The sequence below is a fragment of the Streptomyces sp. NPDC001002 genome (genome assembly GCF_053599215.1).
This window is the reverse complement of record NZ_JBSFLV010000094.1, coordinates 1-17,774: the sequence shown is the minus strand read 5'-3', so window position 1 is coordinate 17,774 and position 17,774 is coordinate 1. Positions and strand designations below refer to the sequence as shown.

The 17,774-nt window shown below is 70.3% G+C and carries 18 protein-coding genes; 13 read left to right on the top strand and 5 right to left on the bottom strand.

Translation table 11 applies throughout. The features are described from left to right. Positions 1–47: 47 nt before the first annotated feature. Positions 48–761, bottom strand: a complete 714-nt coding sequence (locus ACWDR3_RS33115) for a GntR family transcriptional regulator (protein ID WP_450356246.1) — start codon at positions 759–761, stop codon at positions 48–50. 154 nt (positions 762–915) lie between these two features. Between ACWDR3_RS33115 and ACWDR3_RS33110 the strand changes: the two genes are divergently transcribed. Together ACWDR3_RS33110 and ACWDR3_RS33105 are read left to right on the top strand one after the other, a co-directional pair. Next, positions 916–2,004: a hypothetical protein gene (locus ACWDR3_RS33110; protein ID WP_450356245.1), complete on the top strand. Its 1,089-nt coding sequence runs from the start codon at positions 916–918 to the stop codon at positions 2,002–2,004. A 130-nt stretch (positions 2,005–2,134) separates the two neighbouring features. After that, entirely contained in the window at positions 2,135–2,350 is a 216-nt protein-coding gene (locus ACWDR3_RS33105; RefSeq protein WP_124004655.1) for a DUF4177 domain-containing protein, read from the top strand. 26 nt (positions 2,351–2,376) lie between these two features. Here ACWDR3_RS33105 and ACWDR3_RS33100 read toward each other — a convergent pair whose 3' ends face one another. Then, the gene (locus tag ACWDR3_RS33100) at positions 2,377–2,883 is read right to left on the bottom strand and encodes a cupin domain-containing protein (RefSeq protein WP_450356244.1); all 507 of its coding nucleotides are present in this window, start codon (positions 2,881–2,883) and stop codon (positions 2,377–2,379) included. A 138-nt stretch (positions 2,884–3,021) separates the two neighbouring features. Between ACWDR3_RS33100 and ACWDR3_RS33095 the strand changes: the two genes are divergently transcribed. From ACWDR3_RS33095 to ssuE, 11 genes are all read left to right on the top strand, one after another. Next, complete coding sequence (locus tag ACWDR3_RS33095) at positions 3,022–3,468, top strand: RrF2 family transcriptional regulator (RefSeq protein WP_450356243.1); 447 nt, start codon at positions 3,022–3,024, stop codon at positions 3,466–3,468. Next, the gene (locus tag ACWDR3_RS33090) at positions 3,465–4,394 is read left to right on the top strand and encodes a DsbA family oxidoreductase (protein ID WP_450356242.1); all 930 of its coding nucleotides are present in this window, start codon (positions 3,465–3,467) and stop codon (positions 4,392–4,394) included. The genes ACWDR3_RS33095 and ACWDR3_RS33090 overlap by 4 nt, the downstream gene beginning before the upstream one ends. 532 nt (positions 4,395–4,926) lie before the next feature. Next, positions 4,927–6,486, top strand: a complete 1,560-nt coding sequence (locus ACWDR3_RS33085; RefSeq protein WP_450356241.1) for an ABC transporter substrate-binding protein — start codon at positions 4,927–4,929, stop codon at positions 6,484–6,486. Between the two features lie 45 nt (positions 6,487–6,531). Then, the gene (locus tag ACWDR3_RS33080; protein ID WP_450356240.1) at positions 6,532–7,563 is read left to right on the top strand and encodes an ABC transporter permease; all 1,032 of its coding nucleotides are present in this window, start codon (positions 6,532–6,534) and stop codon (positions 7,561–7,563) included. Between the two features lie 2 nt (positions 7,564–7,565). Then, on the top strand, positions 7,566–8,465 hold the full coding sequence (locus ACWDR3_RS33075; RefSeq protein WP_450356239.1) for an ABC transporter permease: 900 nt from the start codon (positions 7,566–7,568) through the stop codon (positions 8,463–8,465). Continuing rightward, positions 8,465–9,418 (top strand): ABC transporter ATP-binding protein, encoded by a 954-nt coding sequence (locus ACWDR3_RS33070; RefSeq protein ID WP_450356238.1) that lies wholly within the window; start codon positions 8,465–8,467, stop codon positions 9,416–9,418. The genes ACWDR3_RS33075 and ACWDR3_RS33070 overlap by 1 nt, the downstream gene beginning before the upstream one ends. Continuing rightward, positions 9,415–10,251: an ABC transporter ATP-binding protein gene (locus ACWDR3_RS33065; protein WP_450356237.1), complete on the top strand. Its 837-nt coding sequence runs from the start codon at positions 9,415–9,417 to the stop codon at positions 10,249–10,251. Before ACWDR3_RS33070 ends, ACWDR3_RS33065 begins: the two co-directional genes overlap by 4 nt. 49 nt (positions 10,252–10,300) lie before the next feature. Continuing rightward, entirely contained in the window at positions 10,301–11,641 is a 1,341-nt protein-coding gene (locus tag ACWDR3_RS33060; RefSeq protein ID WP_450356236.1) for an LLM class flavin-dependent oxidoreductase, read from the top strand. Positions 11,642–11,656: 15 nt separating this feature from the next. Continuing rightward, a complete protein-coding gene (locus tag ACWDR3_RS33055) occupies positions 11,657–12,691 on the top strand; it encodes an LLM class flavin-dependent oxidoreductase (RefSeq protein WP_450356235.1) in 1,035 nt (344 codons plus the stop codon). Between the two features lies 1 nt (position 12,692). Beyond that, a complete protein-coding gene (locus tag ACWDR3_RS33050; protein ID WP_450356234.1) occupies positions 12,693–13,505 on the top strand; it encodes an alpha/beta hydrolase in 813 nt (270 codons plus the stop codon). A gap of 56 nt (positions 13,506–13,561) precedes the next feature. Then, entirely contained in the window at positions 13,562–14,119 is a 558-nt protein-coding gene (ssuE, locus tag ACWDR3_RS33045) for an NADPH-dependent FMN reductase (protein ID WP_450356233.1), read from the top strand. A gap of 13 nt (positions 14,120–14,132) precedes the next feature. On the opposite strand, the gene ACWDR3_RS33040 is transcribed toward ssuE, so the two are convergent. From ACWDR3_RS33040 to ACWDR3_RS33030, 3 genes are all read right to left on the bottom strand, one after another. After that, positions 14,133–14,705 carry a DinB family protein gene (locus ACWDR3_RS33040; RefSeq protein WP_450356232.1) on the bottom strand — a complete coding sequence of 191 codons (573 nt, stop codon included), beginning with the start codon at positions 14,703–14,705 and terminating at the stop codon, positions 14,133–14,135. A 49-nt stretch (positions 14,706–14,754) separates the two neighbouring features. Next, a complete protein-coding gene (locus tag ACWDR3_RS33035) occupies positions 14,755–16,692 on the bottom strand; it encodes a glycoside hydrolase family 97 catalytic domain-containing protein (RefSeq protein WP_450356231.1) in 1,938 nt (645 codons plus the stop codon). 155 nt (positions 16,693–16,847) lie between these two features. Then, positions 16,848–17,642, bottom strand: coding sequence for an SDR family NAD(P)-dependent oxidoreductase (locus ACWDR3_RS33030; protein ID WP_450356230.1), 795 nt, complete (start codon positions 17,640–17,642; stop codon positions 16,848–16,850). Positions 17,643–17,774: the final 132 nt, after the last annotated feature.

Sequence of the window (17,774 nt, the reverse complement as noted above, 5' to 3'; positions counted from 1 at the left end):
GCACCTTCTTAAGAGGGAGCCTCAGGGGGCCTCACTGCCGTCCGATGTCAGGACTCGAACCGGTCGAGTTGGCGCTCAAGGCTGCGGGTGAGGTGCTCCGCCATCGCCTCGGCCGCGCGTTCGGCCCGGCGGCGGAGTATCGCGCGTACCACTCGCCCGTGCTCCGCCGTGGTCGGATCGCCCTCGCTCTGCAGGCTGCTGAGCCGGAAGACGTGCAGGTGCGCGTGGAGCCGTTGGACCGCGTCCGCGAGGAGCGGCCGGTGGGCGGCTTCCGCGATCGCGTCGTGGAAACGCTGGTCCAGGGCCGCGAAATCGCGGTACGCCGCGTACGTCCCGGCGGGGCCGGGGTGGGCCTGCATGTCCTCCAGGATCCCCTCGATGGCGTCGAGTTGGGAGTCGTCGGCGTTCAGGGCGGCCAGTGCGGCGGCTCGCGGTTCCAGGAGCAGCCGCATCTCGAACAACTCCTCCACCCCCTGCCGGGTGAGCAACTCGGTCGCCCGGTATCCCGACAGGGACCGCTTGACGACGAGCCCGTCGGCCTCAAGGCGGGCCAGGGCCTCGCGCACGGGGGTCGGTGACACATTGAGCGTGCGCGCGACGGCCTCGATGCCGACCCGGGCGCCCGGGGCGATCTCATGGTCCATGACCATGGTCTTGATGCCCTCGTAGACACTGTCGGACAACACCTGGCGAACCGGCGCCGCGGACGTCCCGCTCACTGCGGCCGCCTCGTCGGAGACGGACGATTCGTCTGCCGGCATCCGGGTCTCCTCCGAGCTGTGGGCGTCACCGCGCTAGGCAGTTTACCGAGGTGGCGGGATCGAAGACCGAAGTGGGCGGCCCGATCGTCGTCAGGCGGGCCAAGGTCATCCACAGGTCTACCGGCCGTCACCCCGGACCGGCACAATCGCGGCTATGACGATCATCACGGGCGCGGCACCCACGCCTACGTACAAGGTTCCCGCCGCCCTTGCCCGAGGGTTTCTGACGGGTGGTGTGGTCGGGGCGTCGTTCGCGGCTCTGATCGTCGGAGGGGTGATCGAGAACTGGCCGTTGTTCATCGCCGGATGGGTCGTGCCCCCGGTGTACGGCCTGCTGTACTACCTCGCCGGCAGGCCGCGGCGGGCCCGGGAGGCGGCCGTCGTGCCGCGTACGGCTCTCGCGATGATCGAGAGTCTGGAGGCCATCGGGAGCGAGTCGAGCGACGTACCGGTGCGGTTCGAGCTGACCGTCGCACCGGAGGACGCGCCGGCGTACCGGCTGCGGATGTCGCAGAGCATCAACCTCGTCGATCTGTCCGACTACCGTCCGCGCGACATCGTGGTGGTCCAGTATCCGCCCGACCGTCCGTGGCGGGTGAAGATCGTGAAGCGGCCGACGCCGGAGTGGGAGGAGCGGGCGGCCGGGGCCCACATCGACTCGGTGCCTGGGCCCGCCGTGCCGGGCGAGTCACCGGAGGGGTGTGCCTTCGGGCTCGCCGCGGTCCTGGGTCTGCTGCTCGGCGCGGCGCTCGTGGTCCTGGTGTTCCGTGCGGACCTGTTCGACCAGGACGCCTCCGCGCGGCTGCCCGACTCGTCGGTCTCTTCCTCGTCGTCGACCACGGTCGTGTCGTCGGGGTCCGCCACGGTCGCGCTCGGGCCGTCCCAGTCGTTCCTCGACAAGGGCGAACTGCGCCGGGCCATGGACTCGCTCACCAAGGGCAAGGCCCAACGCCCCGCGCTCACCGTCGTCGTACAGGAACGTCTGCTGTCGGTCGTGTTCGCTCCCTCCGACACGCAGGCCCCGCAGTTCGACCCGAGCTCCCTGCCGTTCGAGCGCATCCCCGCCTTGGTCAAGGAGGCCACGACCACCCTCGGCGTCCACTCCCCGCAGAGCTGGCAGGTCACCGCCGACAACCTCACCGGCTCCCTCACCCTCAGGATCGGCGTGACCGGCTCCGAGGGCACGGCCTCACTGGAGGCGGACGGGCAGGGCAAGGTGGTGCGGCGCACCCCGGCGGGCTGAGCATCGCCTCGTCGTCCCCGGGGCGGCCAACTGCCCCAATGGGCAACTCCACCCCACCGCCACAGCCGAACCGCACCCCGTGATTGGCTGATTCCGGCCACTCCGGCCGACGCGAAAGGACACCGCAGCCATGAGCAACGCATACGCCTACGAGTACAAGGTCGTCACCTTCAGGGAGTCACTCATCGGTGACGCGCTCGACAGCGACAAGCTGGAGAAGACCCTCAACAAGCATGCCGCGGAGGGCTGGGCACTCAAGGCGATCACCGCCGCCGACGTGAAGGGCCGGATAGGTCCCGGCGCCGTCGAAGGTCTGCTCCTCACCCTTGAGCGTCCGCGCGCGTAACACCCGCGAGCCCAACTCCCGGAGATTCAGGCCCCGTCGGACGGAAGCGCGTACAGCTGGGGCAGGTTGACCACGATCGCCTCCTGGGTACTGCGGGCGATGACGACCACGGCTTCCTCGGCGGGGTCCGGGTTCTCCTCGCGGTGCGGCACGAACGGCGGGACGAAGATGTAGTCGCCGGGGGCGGTACGCAGGCGTACCTCCTCCGGCCGCGAGCCCGAGTCGTCGAGGAAGACGAACTCGGGGTGCCCGCTCACCACGTAGATCGCGGTCTCGGACTCGCCGTGGTGGTGGTCGGAGGACGACGTGGATGGGGCTACATGCGTCTGGCCCATCCACAGCTTCTCGGAGCCGACCGTTTTCCCGCTGACCGCGGCGAACCTGCGCATCCCTCCGGTCTGTGCCGTATCCCCGTCGAGGGCGTCGGCGCGGACGTGGTGGAGGCGGGTGTGCAGAGGTGCCGCCGGCTGCCCGGGGTCGTCGTGGAGGTGGGGGTGGAAACCTTCGCCGGGGGTCGTCAGCGGCTCGCTCATGGCTCGGACGCTAGAGCCGCCCGGAAAAGGATGTCAAGAGGTGTCCATTGTCCTTCACCTGCGGCAATGTTCCCGCAATGTGGGAGCGGAACCGGCCGAGACCTACGTGGCGGGCATCCCGTCGGGCATGATGTGCGCATGCATATCTCCGCGAAGGCGGACTACGCCATGCGGGCCCTGTTGGAGCTCGCCCGAGAACCCGCCCGCCCTCTCACGTGCGAGGCCGTGGCCTCTTCCCAGCAGATCCCCTTCCGCTTCCTGAAGTCGGTCGTGGGTGAGTTGCGGAAGGCCGGTCTGGTGCGCAGTCAGCGCGGTTGCGAAGGCGGCTACTGGCTCGGCCGGCCGGCCGACGAGATCACGCTCCTCGATGTCGCGCGCGCCGTGGACGGCGAGTTGATCACCCTGCGGGGTGAGTCCCTCGCCGGGCTCGACTACCCCGGTCCCGCCTCCGGACTGCCCGGGGTGTGGCGCCAACTGGAGGCCGACGCCGCCGCGATCCTGGGCGGGACGACCCTGGCCGCGCTGTTGCCGACTCCTCTTGAAGCGGGGGCGGGAGCGGGGCTGACCGAGAAGGGAGCCGCGTGACGGTCGTACCGGAGAGACCGACGTCGGAGCCACAGGTGGAGGTGGTGGAGTACACCGACCCGCTGTGTCCGTGGGCCTGGGGATCCGACCCCGTCTTCCGCCGCCTGCGTGCCACGCTGGGCGGTCGGGTGCGGTGGCGTCGCGCGTACTGCATCCTCTTCGACCACGACGACGACCCGGCACCCGATCCCGCGGCCGAGACCGCCTGGTACACGCGGTACGTCGAGGACATCACCGCCCATACGCGGGCGCCGCGAGCGCTCAAGCTGAGCCGGGTGGCGGCGAGTTCGTGGCCCTCCTCGCTGGTCGCCAAGGCCGCCGAGGCGCAGGGCGACGTCGTGGCCGAGCGGGTGCTGCGCCGGTTGCGGGAGACCGTCTTCGTCCTCGGGGAGCCGGCCGACACACCCGTAGTCGCGTTGTCGGCGGTAACGGGCGTGCCCGGTCTGGACGTTGAGCGGCTGGCCGGTGACGCGGCGTCGGACACGGTGCTGGAACGCGTGCGCGCCGACCGCGCCGAGGCACGTCGTCCGGTCGACGAAGTGCTGTCCGTGCGCGACGGGTCACCTCATCCCGGCGCCGCCAAGGAGACGGCCGACGGTGAACTCCGGTACGCACTACCGACGTTGCTCGTCCGCGGCCCCGCCGGATACCGCGTCGTGCCCGGCTGGCGGACGTACGAGGAGTACGCCTCCGCGATCGACGAGGTATGTCCCGGGCTGCTGTCGGACCCTGTGGCGTCGGCTCCGACGGACGCGCTCGCGCGGTATCGGAGCCTGACCGATCCGGAACGCCGGCTGCTGACCCACGGCTCGTGGCCCCCGGCGGACGCCGTCCGCGTCGAGACCGGCAACGGGCCTCTGTGGCTGCATTCGGAGGAGGCCGCGACGCACCCCGCGGTCGGGCGCGGCGCACCGACCGCACCCTGACGGGCCGTTGAGCAGCGGTCAGGGTCTGCACGGGACCAGCGGTCAGGGACCGTCCCGCGACCAGTGGTCGGGTTCGTCCGCCGAATGAGACACCAATTGGTGTCCATTGACAGCCGCCGACGGCTGCCCCCAGGATGAGCAGCATGCTTACGACGCACCCCGGTGTGGTGTGCCGCTACGTGGACCTGCGGCGCACCTGCAGCGCTCTCTGTCGCTGACCCGCCGCCCCCGGCCCACAGGCGCCTGACTCCGCTCCCGTAGCCACCGGCCCCTTGCCGCGTCGCCGACCGGTGCCCGTCTCCTCGCGCCCCGCATCTCGCGCCTAGTCGCTCCTCTCCTCCTCTTCTGCTTCCCGGCTCTCCCCCGTGATCCGCCGACGCCTCGTGTCCCGAGCGCGGCATGCCCATGTGCGCACCGAAGCCGCACCGGCATGTCCGTCCCGGCCCGAGCGTCGTCCGGACCCTGGGCATGCCGCCCTCGCTCCCTTTCCGCTGCCCCGGCGCGGTCCGGAGCCCTCGAAGAAAGAAAAATGATGTCCGGACGACTCACGCCCCGTAGTCACCAGGCGGCCTTCCGCCCCGGCAGACTGCGCGCCGCCGCCCTGGGGACCGCCCTCGCCACCGTGCTCGTCCCCGCGCTGAGCGCCTGCGGCGGCGACTCCGCAGCGGCCAGCGGCAGCGCCACGCTGAAGTGGACCTCCTCCTACTTCCCCACCCACTGGGACCCGGTGGTCAGCGGCAGCGGCGCGCAGTTCCGCGAACTGGCCCTGGTCTACGCCTCGCTGACCCGCACGGACGAGACCGGCAAGGCCGTGCCCGACCTGGCCAAGAGCTGGGAGTACAACGCCAAGGGCGACCAGATCACGTTCCATCTGCGGCCGAACCTGAAGTTCAGCGACGGCGCGCCGGTCGACGCGGCGGCGGTGAAGGCCGCCATCGAACGGGCCCAGAAGCAGAAGAACTCCGCGCTCTTCGGCGACCTCACCTCGATCAAGTCGGTGGACGCCAACGGCCTGGACGCGGTACTCCACCTCAGTCAGGTCGACTACCAGATCCCCCAACTCCTCGGTGAGCGCGTGCTCCAGATCGCCAGCCCGAAGGCGGCCAAGTCCCCGACAAAGCTGGACCAGAACCCGGTCGGCGCGGGCCCGTTCACCGTCACGCAGCTCGTGCCGGGCACCAAGGTGCTACTGAAGAAGAACCCGGACTACTGGGACGCCAAGAACATCCACATCGACAACGTCGAACTGACCTCGGCACCCGACGCCTCGACGGTCGTCTCCGGACTCCAGACCGGCGTCTACAACTTCGCCGACATCAAGCCCAGTCAGGCCGAAGCCGCCAAGAAGGCCGGGCTCGACGTCTTCGTCCAGCCCGGCTTCAACGCCAACAACATCAGCTTGAACGTCAACAAGGCGCCGTTCGACAACGACAAGGTCGTCGACGCGGTCCGCTACGCGATCGACCGCCAGGAGTTCGTGGACAAGCTGACCTTCGGCTACGGCTCGGCGACCAACCAGCCGTTCCCCAAGGGCTATGTGGCCTACGACCCGCAGTCCGCGAACGACTACGCCTACGACCCGGCCAAGTCGAAGCAGCTGCTCTCCGAGGCCGGTTACAAGGCGGGCCAGATCAAGCTCGACCTCGTCATCCCGGCCGAGGACCCTCAAGCGGAGATCGTCCAGGCGCAGTTGGCGAAGGTCGGAATCACCGTCAACATCAAGATCGACAAGAACTGGGCCACCCCGTTCTTCGCCAAGGACCTCACCTTCTCGATCTACGGCACCACGGGCCGCGACTCCGCGGCGCAGACCCTCACCGCGCACTTCGGCCCGAACGGCCCGCTCAACCTCAGCACACCGTACGAGCCTTCCGGCTTCGAGGCCGCCATCGCCAAGGTCCGCCAGACCCCGCTGGACTCGCCCGACTACGCGAAGGTCCTCCAGGCGGCGACCCGGGCCGGTCTGCAGAGCAAGGCGCTGGTCTTCACCTACTCCTCGCCCAACCTCATCGCCAAGAGCAAGTCCATCTCCGCCCTGCCCAAGAACCCGGCCCACATCGACTGGACCGGCGTGACCATCGGCGCCAACTGACACTCCGTCACAACCCGGACAGCCACTACAGAGAGGGGGCAAGCCATGACGACGACGGAAGCACCGGCCACACGGACCGACGTACGTCACCCGGCCGCCACGACCCGGACGCGGCGCACGCTGGGCCGCGTCCTGGTCACCCTCGCCCGGTCGATCGCGATCTTCGTGCCCGTGTTCCTGGTCGCGACGTTCGTGACGTTCGCGCTGCGGTCACTGAGCGGGCTCAGCCCGGCGCGGATCCAGCTGGGCGAGGAAGCAACTCCGGAAGCGGTAGCCCGAGTCGAAGCCCAGTGGGGTCTCAACCGGCCCTTCCTGGTCCAGTACGTGGACTGGCTGGGCGGCGTCCTGCACGGGCAGCTCGGCACCAGTTGGACCAACGGCGCCGACATCTCCACCCTCATCGGCCTCGGCCTGGGCGTGAGCCTGTCGGTAGCGACCTTCGCGCTGATCATCGGCGTGGTCGCCGGCTTCGCCCTCGGCACGATCGCGGCCCTGCGCCGCACCACCTGGGTCGACCGCGCGATCACCGGCTTCGTCACGGTGATCTCGGTGATGCCCGCCTTCGTCGTCGGCATCGTCCTGGTCGCGGTCTTCGCGGTGGGACTCCACGTGTTCCCGTCCGCCGGCTACATCCCGGCGGCTCAGGGCTTCGGTCCCTGGCTCGCCCACATCACCCTGCCCGCCATCGCGTTGAGCTTCGACGTCATCGCCGACGTCGCCCGCCAACTGCGCACGAGCCTCATCGCCGCCTACCGCGAGAACTACGTGACGGGCGCGGTCGTACGAGGGCTCAGTCCACGGCGGATCTTCTTCGGGCATGTGCTGCGCAACGGCCTCGGCCCCGCGCTCGCCACGCTCGGCCTGAAGTTCCCCACGCTGGTCGGCGCCTCCGTCGTCACCGAGTGGATCTTCGGACTCCAGGGCTTCGGCCGCTTCGCCAACGACTCCGCCCAGGCCGGTGACGTACCCGCCGTACAGGGCGTACTCGTGGTGTCGATCGTCCTGGTCGTCGCCTTCAACCTCATCGTCAACCTGGTGCTGGCGCGTGTGACGCCGGCGTCCCAGCGGGGGGTGTGACCATGGTCCGCCGCGTGCTCTCCCTGACGTCCGGCCGGATCGCGCTCGTGATCCTGACCGTGATCGCCCTGCTCGCCGTCCTCGGGCCGTTCATCGCGCCCGACAACCCCCTCGCCACCAGCTCCGACACACTCGCCGACGCCTCGGGCGCGCACTGGCTCGGCACGGACTACCTCGGCCGCGATGTGCTGAGCCGCCTGCTCGACGGCTCCCGGGTCAGCGTGCTGGGCTCGCTCGAAGTCGCGCTCACGGCACTGGCCGTCGGGGCGATCCCCGGGATCCTGTCGGTGTACTTCGGCCGGGTCTTCGAGTGGATCACCCTCCGGCTGACCGACACCCTGGTCGCCCTGCCCTTCCTGCTGTTCGCCGTCGCCGTGGTCGCACTGCTCGGCAACGGCATCACCCAGGCGATGCTGGTCACGGGGGTGCTGGTGTCGCCGCTGTTCTACCGGGTGGCCCGCGCCGCCACGCTGGCGGTGGCCCGTTCGCCGTACGTGGAGGCGGCGCTCATCTCCGGTGCCTCGATCGGCTGGGTCGTCCGCCGGCACGTGTGGGTCAAGGTGCTGCCGCCGATCGCGGTGGCGCTCGCCCAGACGATCGGCGTCGGCTTCGTCATCGTCTCGACGCTTACGTTCCTGGGGATCGGCGTCCAGCCGCCCGCGCCGACCTGGGGCGGCCTGCTCGCCTCGGACCTCGGCTATCTGACCCAGCAGCCCTGGGCGCCGCTGGTGCCCGCCCTGCTGATCATGGTCACCGTGTGGGCCTGCAATCTCCTCGCCGACGCGATCCGTGACGTCTCCGGCGAGGCGGGCCGCGCGCTGGTCAACAACCGCAAGGCGCGCGCCAATCGCCGCGCAGGGACCGATGCCGATCTCGCTCACGTTCACGCCGGAGGTGTGTGATGGCAACTCTCTCCGAGAAGGTCCTCACCGAGCCCGAGCAGCACGACAGGGCCACGGTCGAGGAGACCGGTGCCGGCTCGACCGAGTCCGTCGGCCAGGCTTCTCACTCGACGCCCGTCCTGTCCGTACGCGATGTCCGCATCAGCGACCAGGCCGCCGGCGACGAGATCGTGCACGGCGTCAGCTTCACGCTCACGCCGGGCAGGGCCGTCGGCATCGTCGGCGAGTCCGGCAGCGGCAAGACCCTCACCTGCCGGGCCACGCTGGGCATCCTGCCCGCCCACTTCGAGGTCACCGGCGGCTCGATCGAGATCGACGGCCAGGACATCTCCGGCCTCTCGTCGGCGCAGTGGACGGCCCTGCGGGGCGCCACGATCAGCGCGGTCTTCCAGGACCCGGCGTCCTATCTCAACCCGTCGATCCGCGTCGGCGCGCAAATCAGCGAGGTTCTCCGCGTCAAGAAGGGCCTGAAGCGGCGCGAGGCGCGTCGAGAGGCCGTCGAACTGCTCCACGCGGTGCATCTACGCGACCCCGAACTGGTCTACACCCAGTACACCTACGAGCTCTCCGGCGGCATGCTCCAGCGGGTCCTCATCGCGGCCGCGATCGCCGCCGACCCGCGCATCCTCATCGCCGACGAGGCAACGACCGCGCTCGACGTCACCGTCCAGGCGGAGATCCTCGACCTGCTGGCCGACCTGCGCGAGCGGACCGGGCTTGCCCTCGTCCTGGTCTCCCACGACCTGGCCGTCGTCGCCCAACTCTGCGACGAGGTCCTGGTGATGCGACAGGGCGAAGTTGTGGAGCAGGGTCCGACTCACCAGGTGCTCCACAACCCGCAGCACGAGTACACCCGGCTGCTGATCGCCGAGCACGAGCAGTACGGCCTGGACAAGTTCCTCGCGGCGGAAGCCGTAGAGCCCGCTGTGCACAGCGTTGAGGAGGACTCATGAGCGGGGAACCCACCGACTCCGTCCTGGAGATCGCCGACCTCGAAGTGCACTACGGGCTCAGCCGGCGCCGTCGTCGTGCCCTGCACGACGTCTCCCTGAGCGTCGCGCCCGGTGAGACCGTCGGGATCATCGGCGAGACCGGCTCGGGCAAGTCCACGCTCGCGCGGGCCTCGCTCGGTCTGGTGCGCGCGTCGGCGGGGTCGATCGTGATCGACGGCGAGGAGGTCGGCGCGTACGGACATCGTCAGTGGCGCGCGCTGCGTCGCCGGGGTGTGATCCAGTACGTCTTCCAGGACCCCCTGCGCAGTCTCGACCCGGACGTGACGGTCGAGGCGTCCCTCGCCGAACCGCTGCTGATCCAGGGCGTGTCCCGGCAGGAGGCGGCGCCGCGGGTGCGCGCGTTCCTCGACCGGGTCCGGCTCGACGCCGAGCTGCTCGACCGGCTGCCCGGCGAGTTGTCGGGCGGCCAGCGTCAACGGGTCGCGGTGGCACGGGCGTTGGTCACCGAGCCGCGACTGGTCATCCTCGACGAGCCGGTCAGCGCCCTCGACTCCGCCAACCGCGTCCAGATCCTGCAGATCCTCAAGGAACTCCGCTCCGACGGGGTGGCCCTCGTCTTCATCTCCCACGACCTGGGGTCCGTCGCCGGGGTCGCCGACCGCATCGCCGTGCTGTACCAGGGCGAGTTGGTCGAGGTCGGTGCCACTGCCGACGTCATCAACCAGCCCCGGCATCCCTACACGCGCCTGCTCGTCCGCTCCGCGCCGACCCTGCACAGCGCTGCGGCGGACCGGGCCGAGCGAGAGGCCCTGCGCGCCCTGCTGCACGCCTGACAGCCACTCCTGGCACCCCCCGACTTCCCTTCACAGAACAGGAACAGCCATGTCCCGCACGCTCCACCTCGCACTGCACCCCTACGGCGTGGGCGGCCCCGGCCAGCACGGCCTGTGGAAGGACCCGCGCGTCGCGAAGAACGCCAGCATCGACATCAACTACTACATCCGGCTGGCCCAGACGGCCGAACACGCCCTGTTCGACGCCCTGTTCATCGTCGACAGCCAATTCATCAACTCGACCTACCCCGCGCACTACCTCAACCGCCTGGAACCGCTGACTCTGTTGTCGGCGGTCGCGACCCACACCAAGCACCTCGGCCTGGTGGGCACGGCGAGTTCGACCTACAACTCGCCCTTCAACCTCGCCCGCCGCTTCGCCTCGCTGGACCACATCAGCGGCGGACGGGCCGGCTGGAACGTCGTCACCAGCTTCGACACCGGGACCTCGAAGAACTTCGGGCTCGACGAGCACCTCGACTACGCCACCCGCTACGGCCGCGCCCTGGAGTTCGTCCAGGTCGCCCGGGGGCTGTGGGACTCGTACGAGGACGACGCGTTCCCGGCCGACGTCGAGCGGGGCGTGTTCCTCGACCCGGCCAAGCTGCACGAACTCGACCACGCGGGCGAGCACTTCAAGATCGCGGGCCCGCTGAACCTCTCCCGCTCCCCGCAGGGCCAGCCGGTGATCTTCCAGGCCGGCGTGTCCGAGGAGGGCCGCGATCTCGCCGCCCAGGTCGCCGAGGGCATCTTCGCGCCCGGGGGCACCCTGGAGTCGTCGCGGGACTACTACGCGGACGTCAAGAAGCGCACCGCCGCCTACGGCCGCGACCCCGAGCACGTCAAGATCCTCATCCACGGCGGCCCGGTCGTCGCCGCCACCGACGAGGCGGCCCGCCGCCGGGAGCGGGAGATCTTCGAGGAGGACGACGACTTCGGCCGCAACCTGGCGCTCCTTGGCCGTTCCTTCGGGGCGTACGACTTCAGCGTGCACGACCTGGACGCGCCCTTCCCGGATGTCGCCCACCTCGCCGAGAAGGGCGGGCGCACGGGCGCCTCGCAGCTCATCGAGCGGGCCAGGACCGAGAAGCTGACCCTGCGTCAAGTGGCCGAGTCCATCAACCAGTTCCGTCAGTCGCCCTTCGTCGGGGACCCGAGGACCGTGGCCGACACCATCCAGCAGTGGTTCGAGGCCCGCGCCTTCGACGGCATCAACCTCGCCTTCCGTACCGAGGAGGAGCTGAACTACTTCGTGGACGGTGTCGTCCCGCTCCTCCAGAAGCGCGGCCTGTTCCGCACCGAGTACACGTCCGACACCCTGCGCGGCAACCTCGGTCTGCCGATCCCGGCCAACCGTCACTCGCGCGAGCGCCAGCTCGTGAACGACTGAGAGGGCCGGCACGCCATGACGAGCGAGAGACCACGCTTCCGGCTCGGTTTCCTCACCCACGTCCAGGGCCGCGACGACGACATCGCCCGCACCTACCGCAACGCCCAGGAACTCTTCGTCGTGGCCGACGAGTTGGGCTTCGACGTCGGCTGGGTGGCTCAGCACCATGTCCCTCTCGGAGGCGGCGGACTGTCCTCGCCCTGGACCTTCCTCGCCCACGCGGCGGCCCGTACGACCCGCATCCGGCTCGGTACCGCCATCACCGTCCTCCCGCTGGAGGACCCGGTCCGGCTCGCCGAGGACATCGCCACCGTCGACACGCTCAGCGGGGGCCGGGTGGAGTTCGGCGCCGGCAGCGGATCGAGCGAGGTGGAGTACGCGGCGTTCGGTAAGGACGTGGCCCGCAAGCGTGAACTCACCAGCGAGAACCTCGACATCGTGCGCCGGGCCCTCGGCGGGAGCGAGGTGGGCACGCCCGGCTTCCGTATCCAGCCCGGGCCCGGCGACTTCAACGACCGTGTCTGGCAAGGGGTGTTCAGCGCCCAGGGAGCCGAGTACGCGGCGCGGAGCGGTTCGAATCTGCTGCTCAACCGGGCGGCCTACGGCTTCGACGCCCCCACCGACGAGGTCCAACGGCCCTGGGTGGACGCTTACTTGGCCGCCTGGGACCGGCCGCACCGCCCGCGCATCGGGCTGTCCCGGTTCGTGTTCCCGGCCAAGGACCGGCGTACCGCGCTCGCGGCGATCGGCGACGACGTCCACCGGGCCGCGCTGCGCATGGCGGAGCACGGCGCGTTCCCCAAGGGCCTCGACCGGGACGAGGCGTTGCGTCGCTTCCACTCCTTCTACGGCCATCCCGACGACATCGTCGCAGCGCTCGGGCAGGAGCGGGTGCTGCCCGTCGCGACCGACCTGATCACCCAGTTCAACCCGGCCGTCCCCGACCACGACGCCGCCGTCCGCGCCCTTGAACTCATCGCGACCGAGGTGGCACCGGCGTTGGGCTGGCAGCCCGCACGGCCGGCCGAGCCCGTATCCGCAGGAGTGTGAAATGACCCAGTACAGCGACTACTTCGGCCCCGAGGGCCTCCGTGTCCGGGGCACGGTCATCGTCGTCCCCGGCCGCGGCGAGACCCGGGCGACCTACACCCGCTTCGGCAAGCGGCTCGCCGCCGATGCCTACCGCGTCCGCGTGATCGACGCCCCCGACCTCGACTCCGAGGATCTGACCGACCTCGCCGCCCGCCTCACCGACGCAGCCGAGGGCACGGCGGCCGACGACGGCGTCGTACAACCCGTCGTCCTCGTCGGAGCCGACTCCGGGGCCGCCGCGATCGCCGCACTGCTCGACCGGGCACCCGACAGTCGGCCCGACGCCGTGGTCCTCGCGGGGCTTCCCGGCCGAACCCCTGGCGCCACAGCCACAGCCACAGCCAGCGGCACCGCCACCGGCACCAGCACCAGCACCAGCACCAGCACCAGCACCAGCACCTGGGACGAAGAACTCGACGTCCGCACCTCCTGCCCCGCCCACCGGGGCACCCTGACCCAGGACCCCGAGGTCCGGCGCGGCTCGCTGGACGAGGCGATACCGGAGGCCGTGCTCGCCGCCGCCTACGACAGCGAGGCCGCCGTCCCCGTACTGCTCCTGGTCGGTGACGCCGATCCTCTCGCCGACCAGGAGGCGCTCGCCCGCACGGCCAAGTCCCGTCCCAGCGCCCGTCTTTCGGTCGTCCACGGCGCGCACCACGACGTGCTCAACGACCTCCAGCACCGCTCGGTCGCCGCCGAAGTCGTCACCTTCCTGGAGACCCTGCGCAACGAACTGCGGCCGCTGATCACGGTGCGGTCGAGCGCCTGGTGACCGTCCGCCCGCCCGCTCGGTACACCGTCTGAACCCCGACCCCGGAAGGTCCGCTCATGGCCTCGATCCTGTCCGTCTCCGGCAGCCCCTCCCCCACCTCACGCACCACACGACTGCTCCGTCACCTGGACGACCGGCTCCGCCTCCAGGGCCATGAGGTGACCCCGCTGGAGGTGCGCACCCTGCCCGCGCAGGCGTTGCTGGGCGCCGACTTCGGGCATCCGGCGATCACCGCGGCCACGGCCCTGTTCGAGCAGGCCGACGGTGTGGTGATCGGCACGCCCGTCTACAAGGCCGCCTACTCCGGTCTGCTCAAGTCATTGCTCGACCTGCTCCCGCAGTACGCGCTGACCGGCAAGACCGTGCTGCCCCTGGCCACCGGTGGCAGCACGGCGCATGTTCTGGCCATCGACTACGCCCTGCGCCCGGTGCTCAGCTCCATGGGCGCCGCGCACATCGTGCCGGGGTGGTTCACCCTCGACAAGGACATCACGGTCGGCGACGACGGCACCCCGACGATCGCCCCCGCCACGGCCACGGCGCTGGAACAGGTCACCGACCTCTTCTCCGCCGCGCTGGGAGGCCGTACGACCGTGCTCAAGGCCACGGGGTGAGGCGCGAGTTGACCTACTGACCCACCCGTCCGTCGACGCACTCGCGCAGCAGGTCCGCGTGCCCGCAGTGCCGGGCGTACTCGTCGATCCGGTGCACCAGCAGCTCCCGGACCGCGATCCCGTCCTTGCCCAGACGTTCGCCCAGGTCCTCCTCGTGCTCGGCCAACACGGCGTCGGTCGCGGCCTGTTCGCGCTCCAGATCGGTGAACGCGGCGTCCACCACGGTCTGTTCGCCAACGGCTTCGTCGAAGTCCGCGTCCCGCTTGCCGTACAGCTTCGGCAGCGGGTCGCCGTCGGTGATCCAGTTCCGCCAGTCCCGTTCCACCTCGGCGAGATGCCGGACCAGGCCGAGCAGTGACATCGTCGACGGCGGAACCGACCGACGTGCCAACTGCTCGGCGTCCAGGCCCTCGCACTTCATCCGCAGGGTCATGCGGTAGTTCGTCAGGACGTCCTCGATGGTGGCGAGTTCGCCGTCCGGACCGGGTCCTTCGTTGTTGCGGGGGTCGTCGTCCGGGTTCGCCCACATGTCGGGGTAGACGGTCGCCTGGGTCCATCGTGCGGGTTGGTCACTCATGCGGGCCATGTTCGTCCGTCAGGACGCGGGCTCGCCAGTGAGTTTCGGTGCCGTACGCCTAGCGATAGCAGGTGGTGAGACCCGGATGCCAACGGCAGGCGACACCCGCGAAGCCACCGCCCGCCACGACGTCGACGTCGAACGTGTCGCCGCCGCGCAGCACCTGCCGATCCCGCACGAGCCCGTCGGCACCGTCACGGATCGTCTCCACCAGCCATCGTCCCGGGCCGATGGTCAGCGGCACCTGCGCCGTGCGGGCGGCCCCCGCATACACCCCGCCCAGGAACCACCGGGCTCCGCTGCGGCGGGCGAGGACGGCCTCCTGGCCGGGCTGTCCGGCCAGCAGCCGGGTGTCGTCCCAGGCGGCGGGGATCTGGTCGAGGAAGTCGCGGGCTAGCGGTCGGGTGTCGTACGACTCCGGGGTACCGGCGAGCATCTGGAGGCCGGACTCGTAGACGACGGTGAGTCCGACCTCGGCCGCGTCGGAGTTGGGGCGCTGGCCGACGCGTTGGAAGCCACCGGGGGTGAAGTCCATGGAGCCGATGACGTTGCGGGTGAAGGGCAGGGTGGTGAGGTGGGCGGAGGTGTTGGTCCGCTTCTCCTCGCCGCCGACGCCCTCCAGCGTCATGACCTGCGGCCAGGTGCGCTGGATGCCCTTGGGGATCGTCGAGCCGTGGAAGTCGACCATGAGGTGGTGGGCGGCGGTCTCGGCGAGGATGGCGTCGTACCACTGGAGCATGGGCTGCGCCTCGGAGTTCATGAAGTCGATCTTCACGCCCTTGACGCCCCAGCGCTCCAGAGTGGGCAGCCACTGAGCTCGTTCCTCGGGGGTGTCGAGGTCGCGCTGGTGGATCCAGACGATGATGCCGACGCCCTTGGGGCGTGCGTAGTCGACGAGTCGGGGCAGCCAGCTGTTCGTCTGCCAGTTCGGGTCCGTGGTGTCCCATTCGTCGGCCTTGAAGTACCAGCCCGCGTCGACGGCCTCGTAGGGCCAGTGGCGTTGGGCCGCGTAGTCGACGTAGGCCTGCTGTGCGGCGAGGCTCTGGCCTGCCGCGCGGCCGCCCGCGAGCCAGGTCCACAGCACGGTGCCAGGACGGACCCAGGAGGTGTCGGCGACCTTGGAAGCGGGCGCGAGGTCGTCGGTGAAGGTGGACCGGGTGACGGTGGCGAGGTCGCCGGTGACCATGGCCCGCCAGGGAGTTGCGAGGGAGCCGTCGGTGTGGACCCGGTCGTCGGCGAGCTTGATGCGGTACGTGCCGGTGCCCTGCGTGTGGGCGAGCCGGGCGCCGGAGTACGCGCCGGTGAGGTCGGACTCGGCGAGCAGGGTGTAGCCGCCGTCGGTGGCGAAGAGTGCCTGGTCCGAGTAGTCGCCGGTGGGTGCGGTCGCGGCGGTGTACTGGTTGAACTGGCCTTCGTTGTCGACCCGGTAGGTGCCGAGCCACGCGCTCGCGTCCGGCGGCAGGTTGAAGGCGGAGGTCTCGCCGAGGACGTCTCCGTGGCCGGCGGGGAGGACGTACCGGTAGGCGACGCCGTCGGCGGAGGCGCGGACCACGAGGTCGAGCCGCGCGCCCGCGGGGGTGGCGAACGACAGGCGCGTCTCGTTCATCAGGACCCGGCGGTCCAGCCGCTTGCCGGACTTGGCCCGGTAGTGCTCCTTCACCAGCCGGTCCTTGCGGTGGAGGAACCTCAAGTCCTTGGAGAGGTCGGCCTGTTCGGTGACGATGCCGACGGGTGACGGCTCGATGACCGTTCGGCCGGCACGGGTCACGGAGAGGGTCAGGGCGCCGGTCGTGTCGTCCAGGGACACTCGGGCGCGTGGTTCATGGGCCGCTGCGGTGCGTTCGGGGCCGGACACGGACCAGACGTGATCGTGAGTCGCGTTGTGGTCGGCCCGGGCGGGCGCCGTCATACAGAGGGTGGCCGCCAGCGCGGCGCATAACGCGCCGACCGCGGATCTGAGCGGGCGCGGCGAGCGCGTCCGCGGCTGCGAGGTCATCGTTGTCCCCCAAGCCTGATGGATCGTCGATACATCGGGTGTCTTGGGGGAACCTAGGCAGTCTCTGTGAACCTGTCAACGAATTTCACAGCCACAGAGCAGCCACGACGTAGACCGGGCGGCTCAACTCCTCCGATGTATGCGACCGTCAGCCATCAGGGCAGGATCGAGTCGACGTATCCGCCGTCGACCCGGAGCGCTCCGCCGGTCGTCGCCGACGCCTGGTCGGAGCTGAGGTAGACGACCATGTGGGCGATCTCCTCGGGCTCGATCAGCCGCTGCAGGAGGGACTGCGGGCGGTGCTTGCGCATGAACTCGCGTTGGGCCTCGTCCCAGGGCAGGTCCCGGTCGACGAGTTCGTAGACGAAGTCCTCCACCCCGCCTGTGTGGGTGGGTCCGGCGATGACCGAGTTCACCGTCACGCCGGTGCCCGCCGCCTGCTTGGCGAAGCCGCGGCCGACCGCGAGGAGCGCGGTCTTGGACATGCCGTAGTGGATCATCTCGGCGGGGATGACGATCGCCGAGTCGCTCGCGATGTTCAGGACCCGGCCCCAGCCGCGCTCCGTCATGCCCGGCAGGTACAGCCGGGTCAGCCGTACGGCGGCCAGCACGTTCACCTCGAAGTAGCGCCGCCACTCCTCGTCGCTGATCTCCAGCGGGTCGGCGGAGCCGAAGACGCCGAGGTTGTTGACGAGGATGTCCACCTGCGGCAGCGCCTCCAGGGCCTGTTGCGCGCCCTCGTCGCTCGCCACGTCGGCGGCCACCGGCACGAAGGCCCCTCCGGGCACCTCGGCCGCCAGTCGGGCCACGGCCTCCCCGACCCGCTTCTCGTCGTGGCCGTTCACCCCCACCCGGGCGCCGGAGCGCGCGAGTCCGGCGGCGATCGCCGCACCGATGCCCTGTGTCGAGCCCGTCACCAGGGCGGTGCGTCCCGCCAGGTCGATCTGCATCTGGAACCAGTCCCTCTGTACGTCTGTCCGTCGCGCGTGCCGGTGCCGACCCGCTGACCTGGCTGCGGCTCGCGACCGGGCGGACGCGGTGGAAGGACGCCGTGGCGGAGGCGAAGGTGAGCGCGAGCGGGG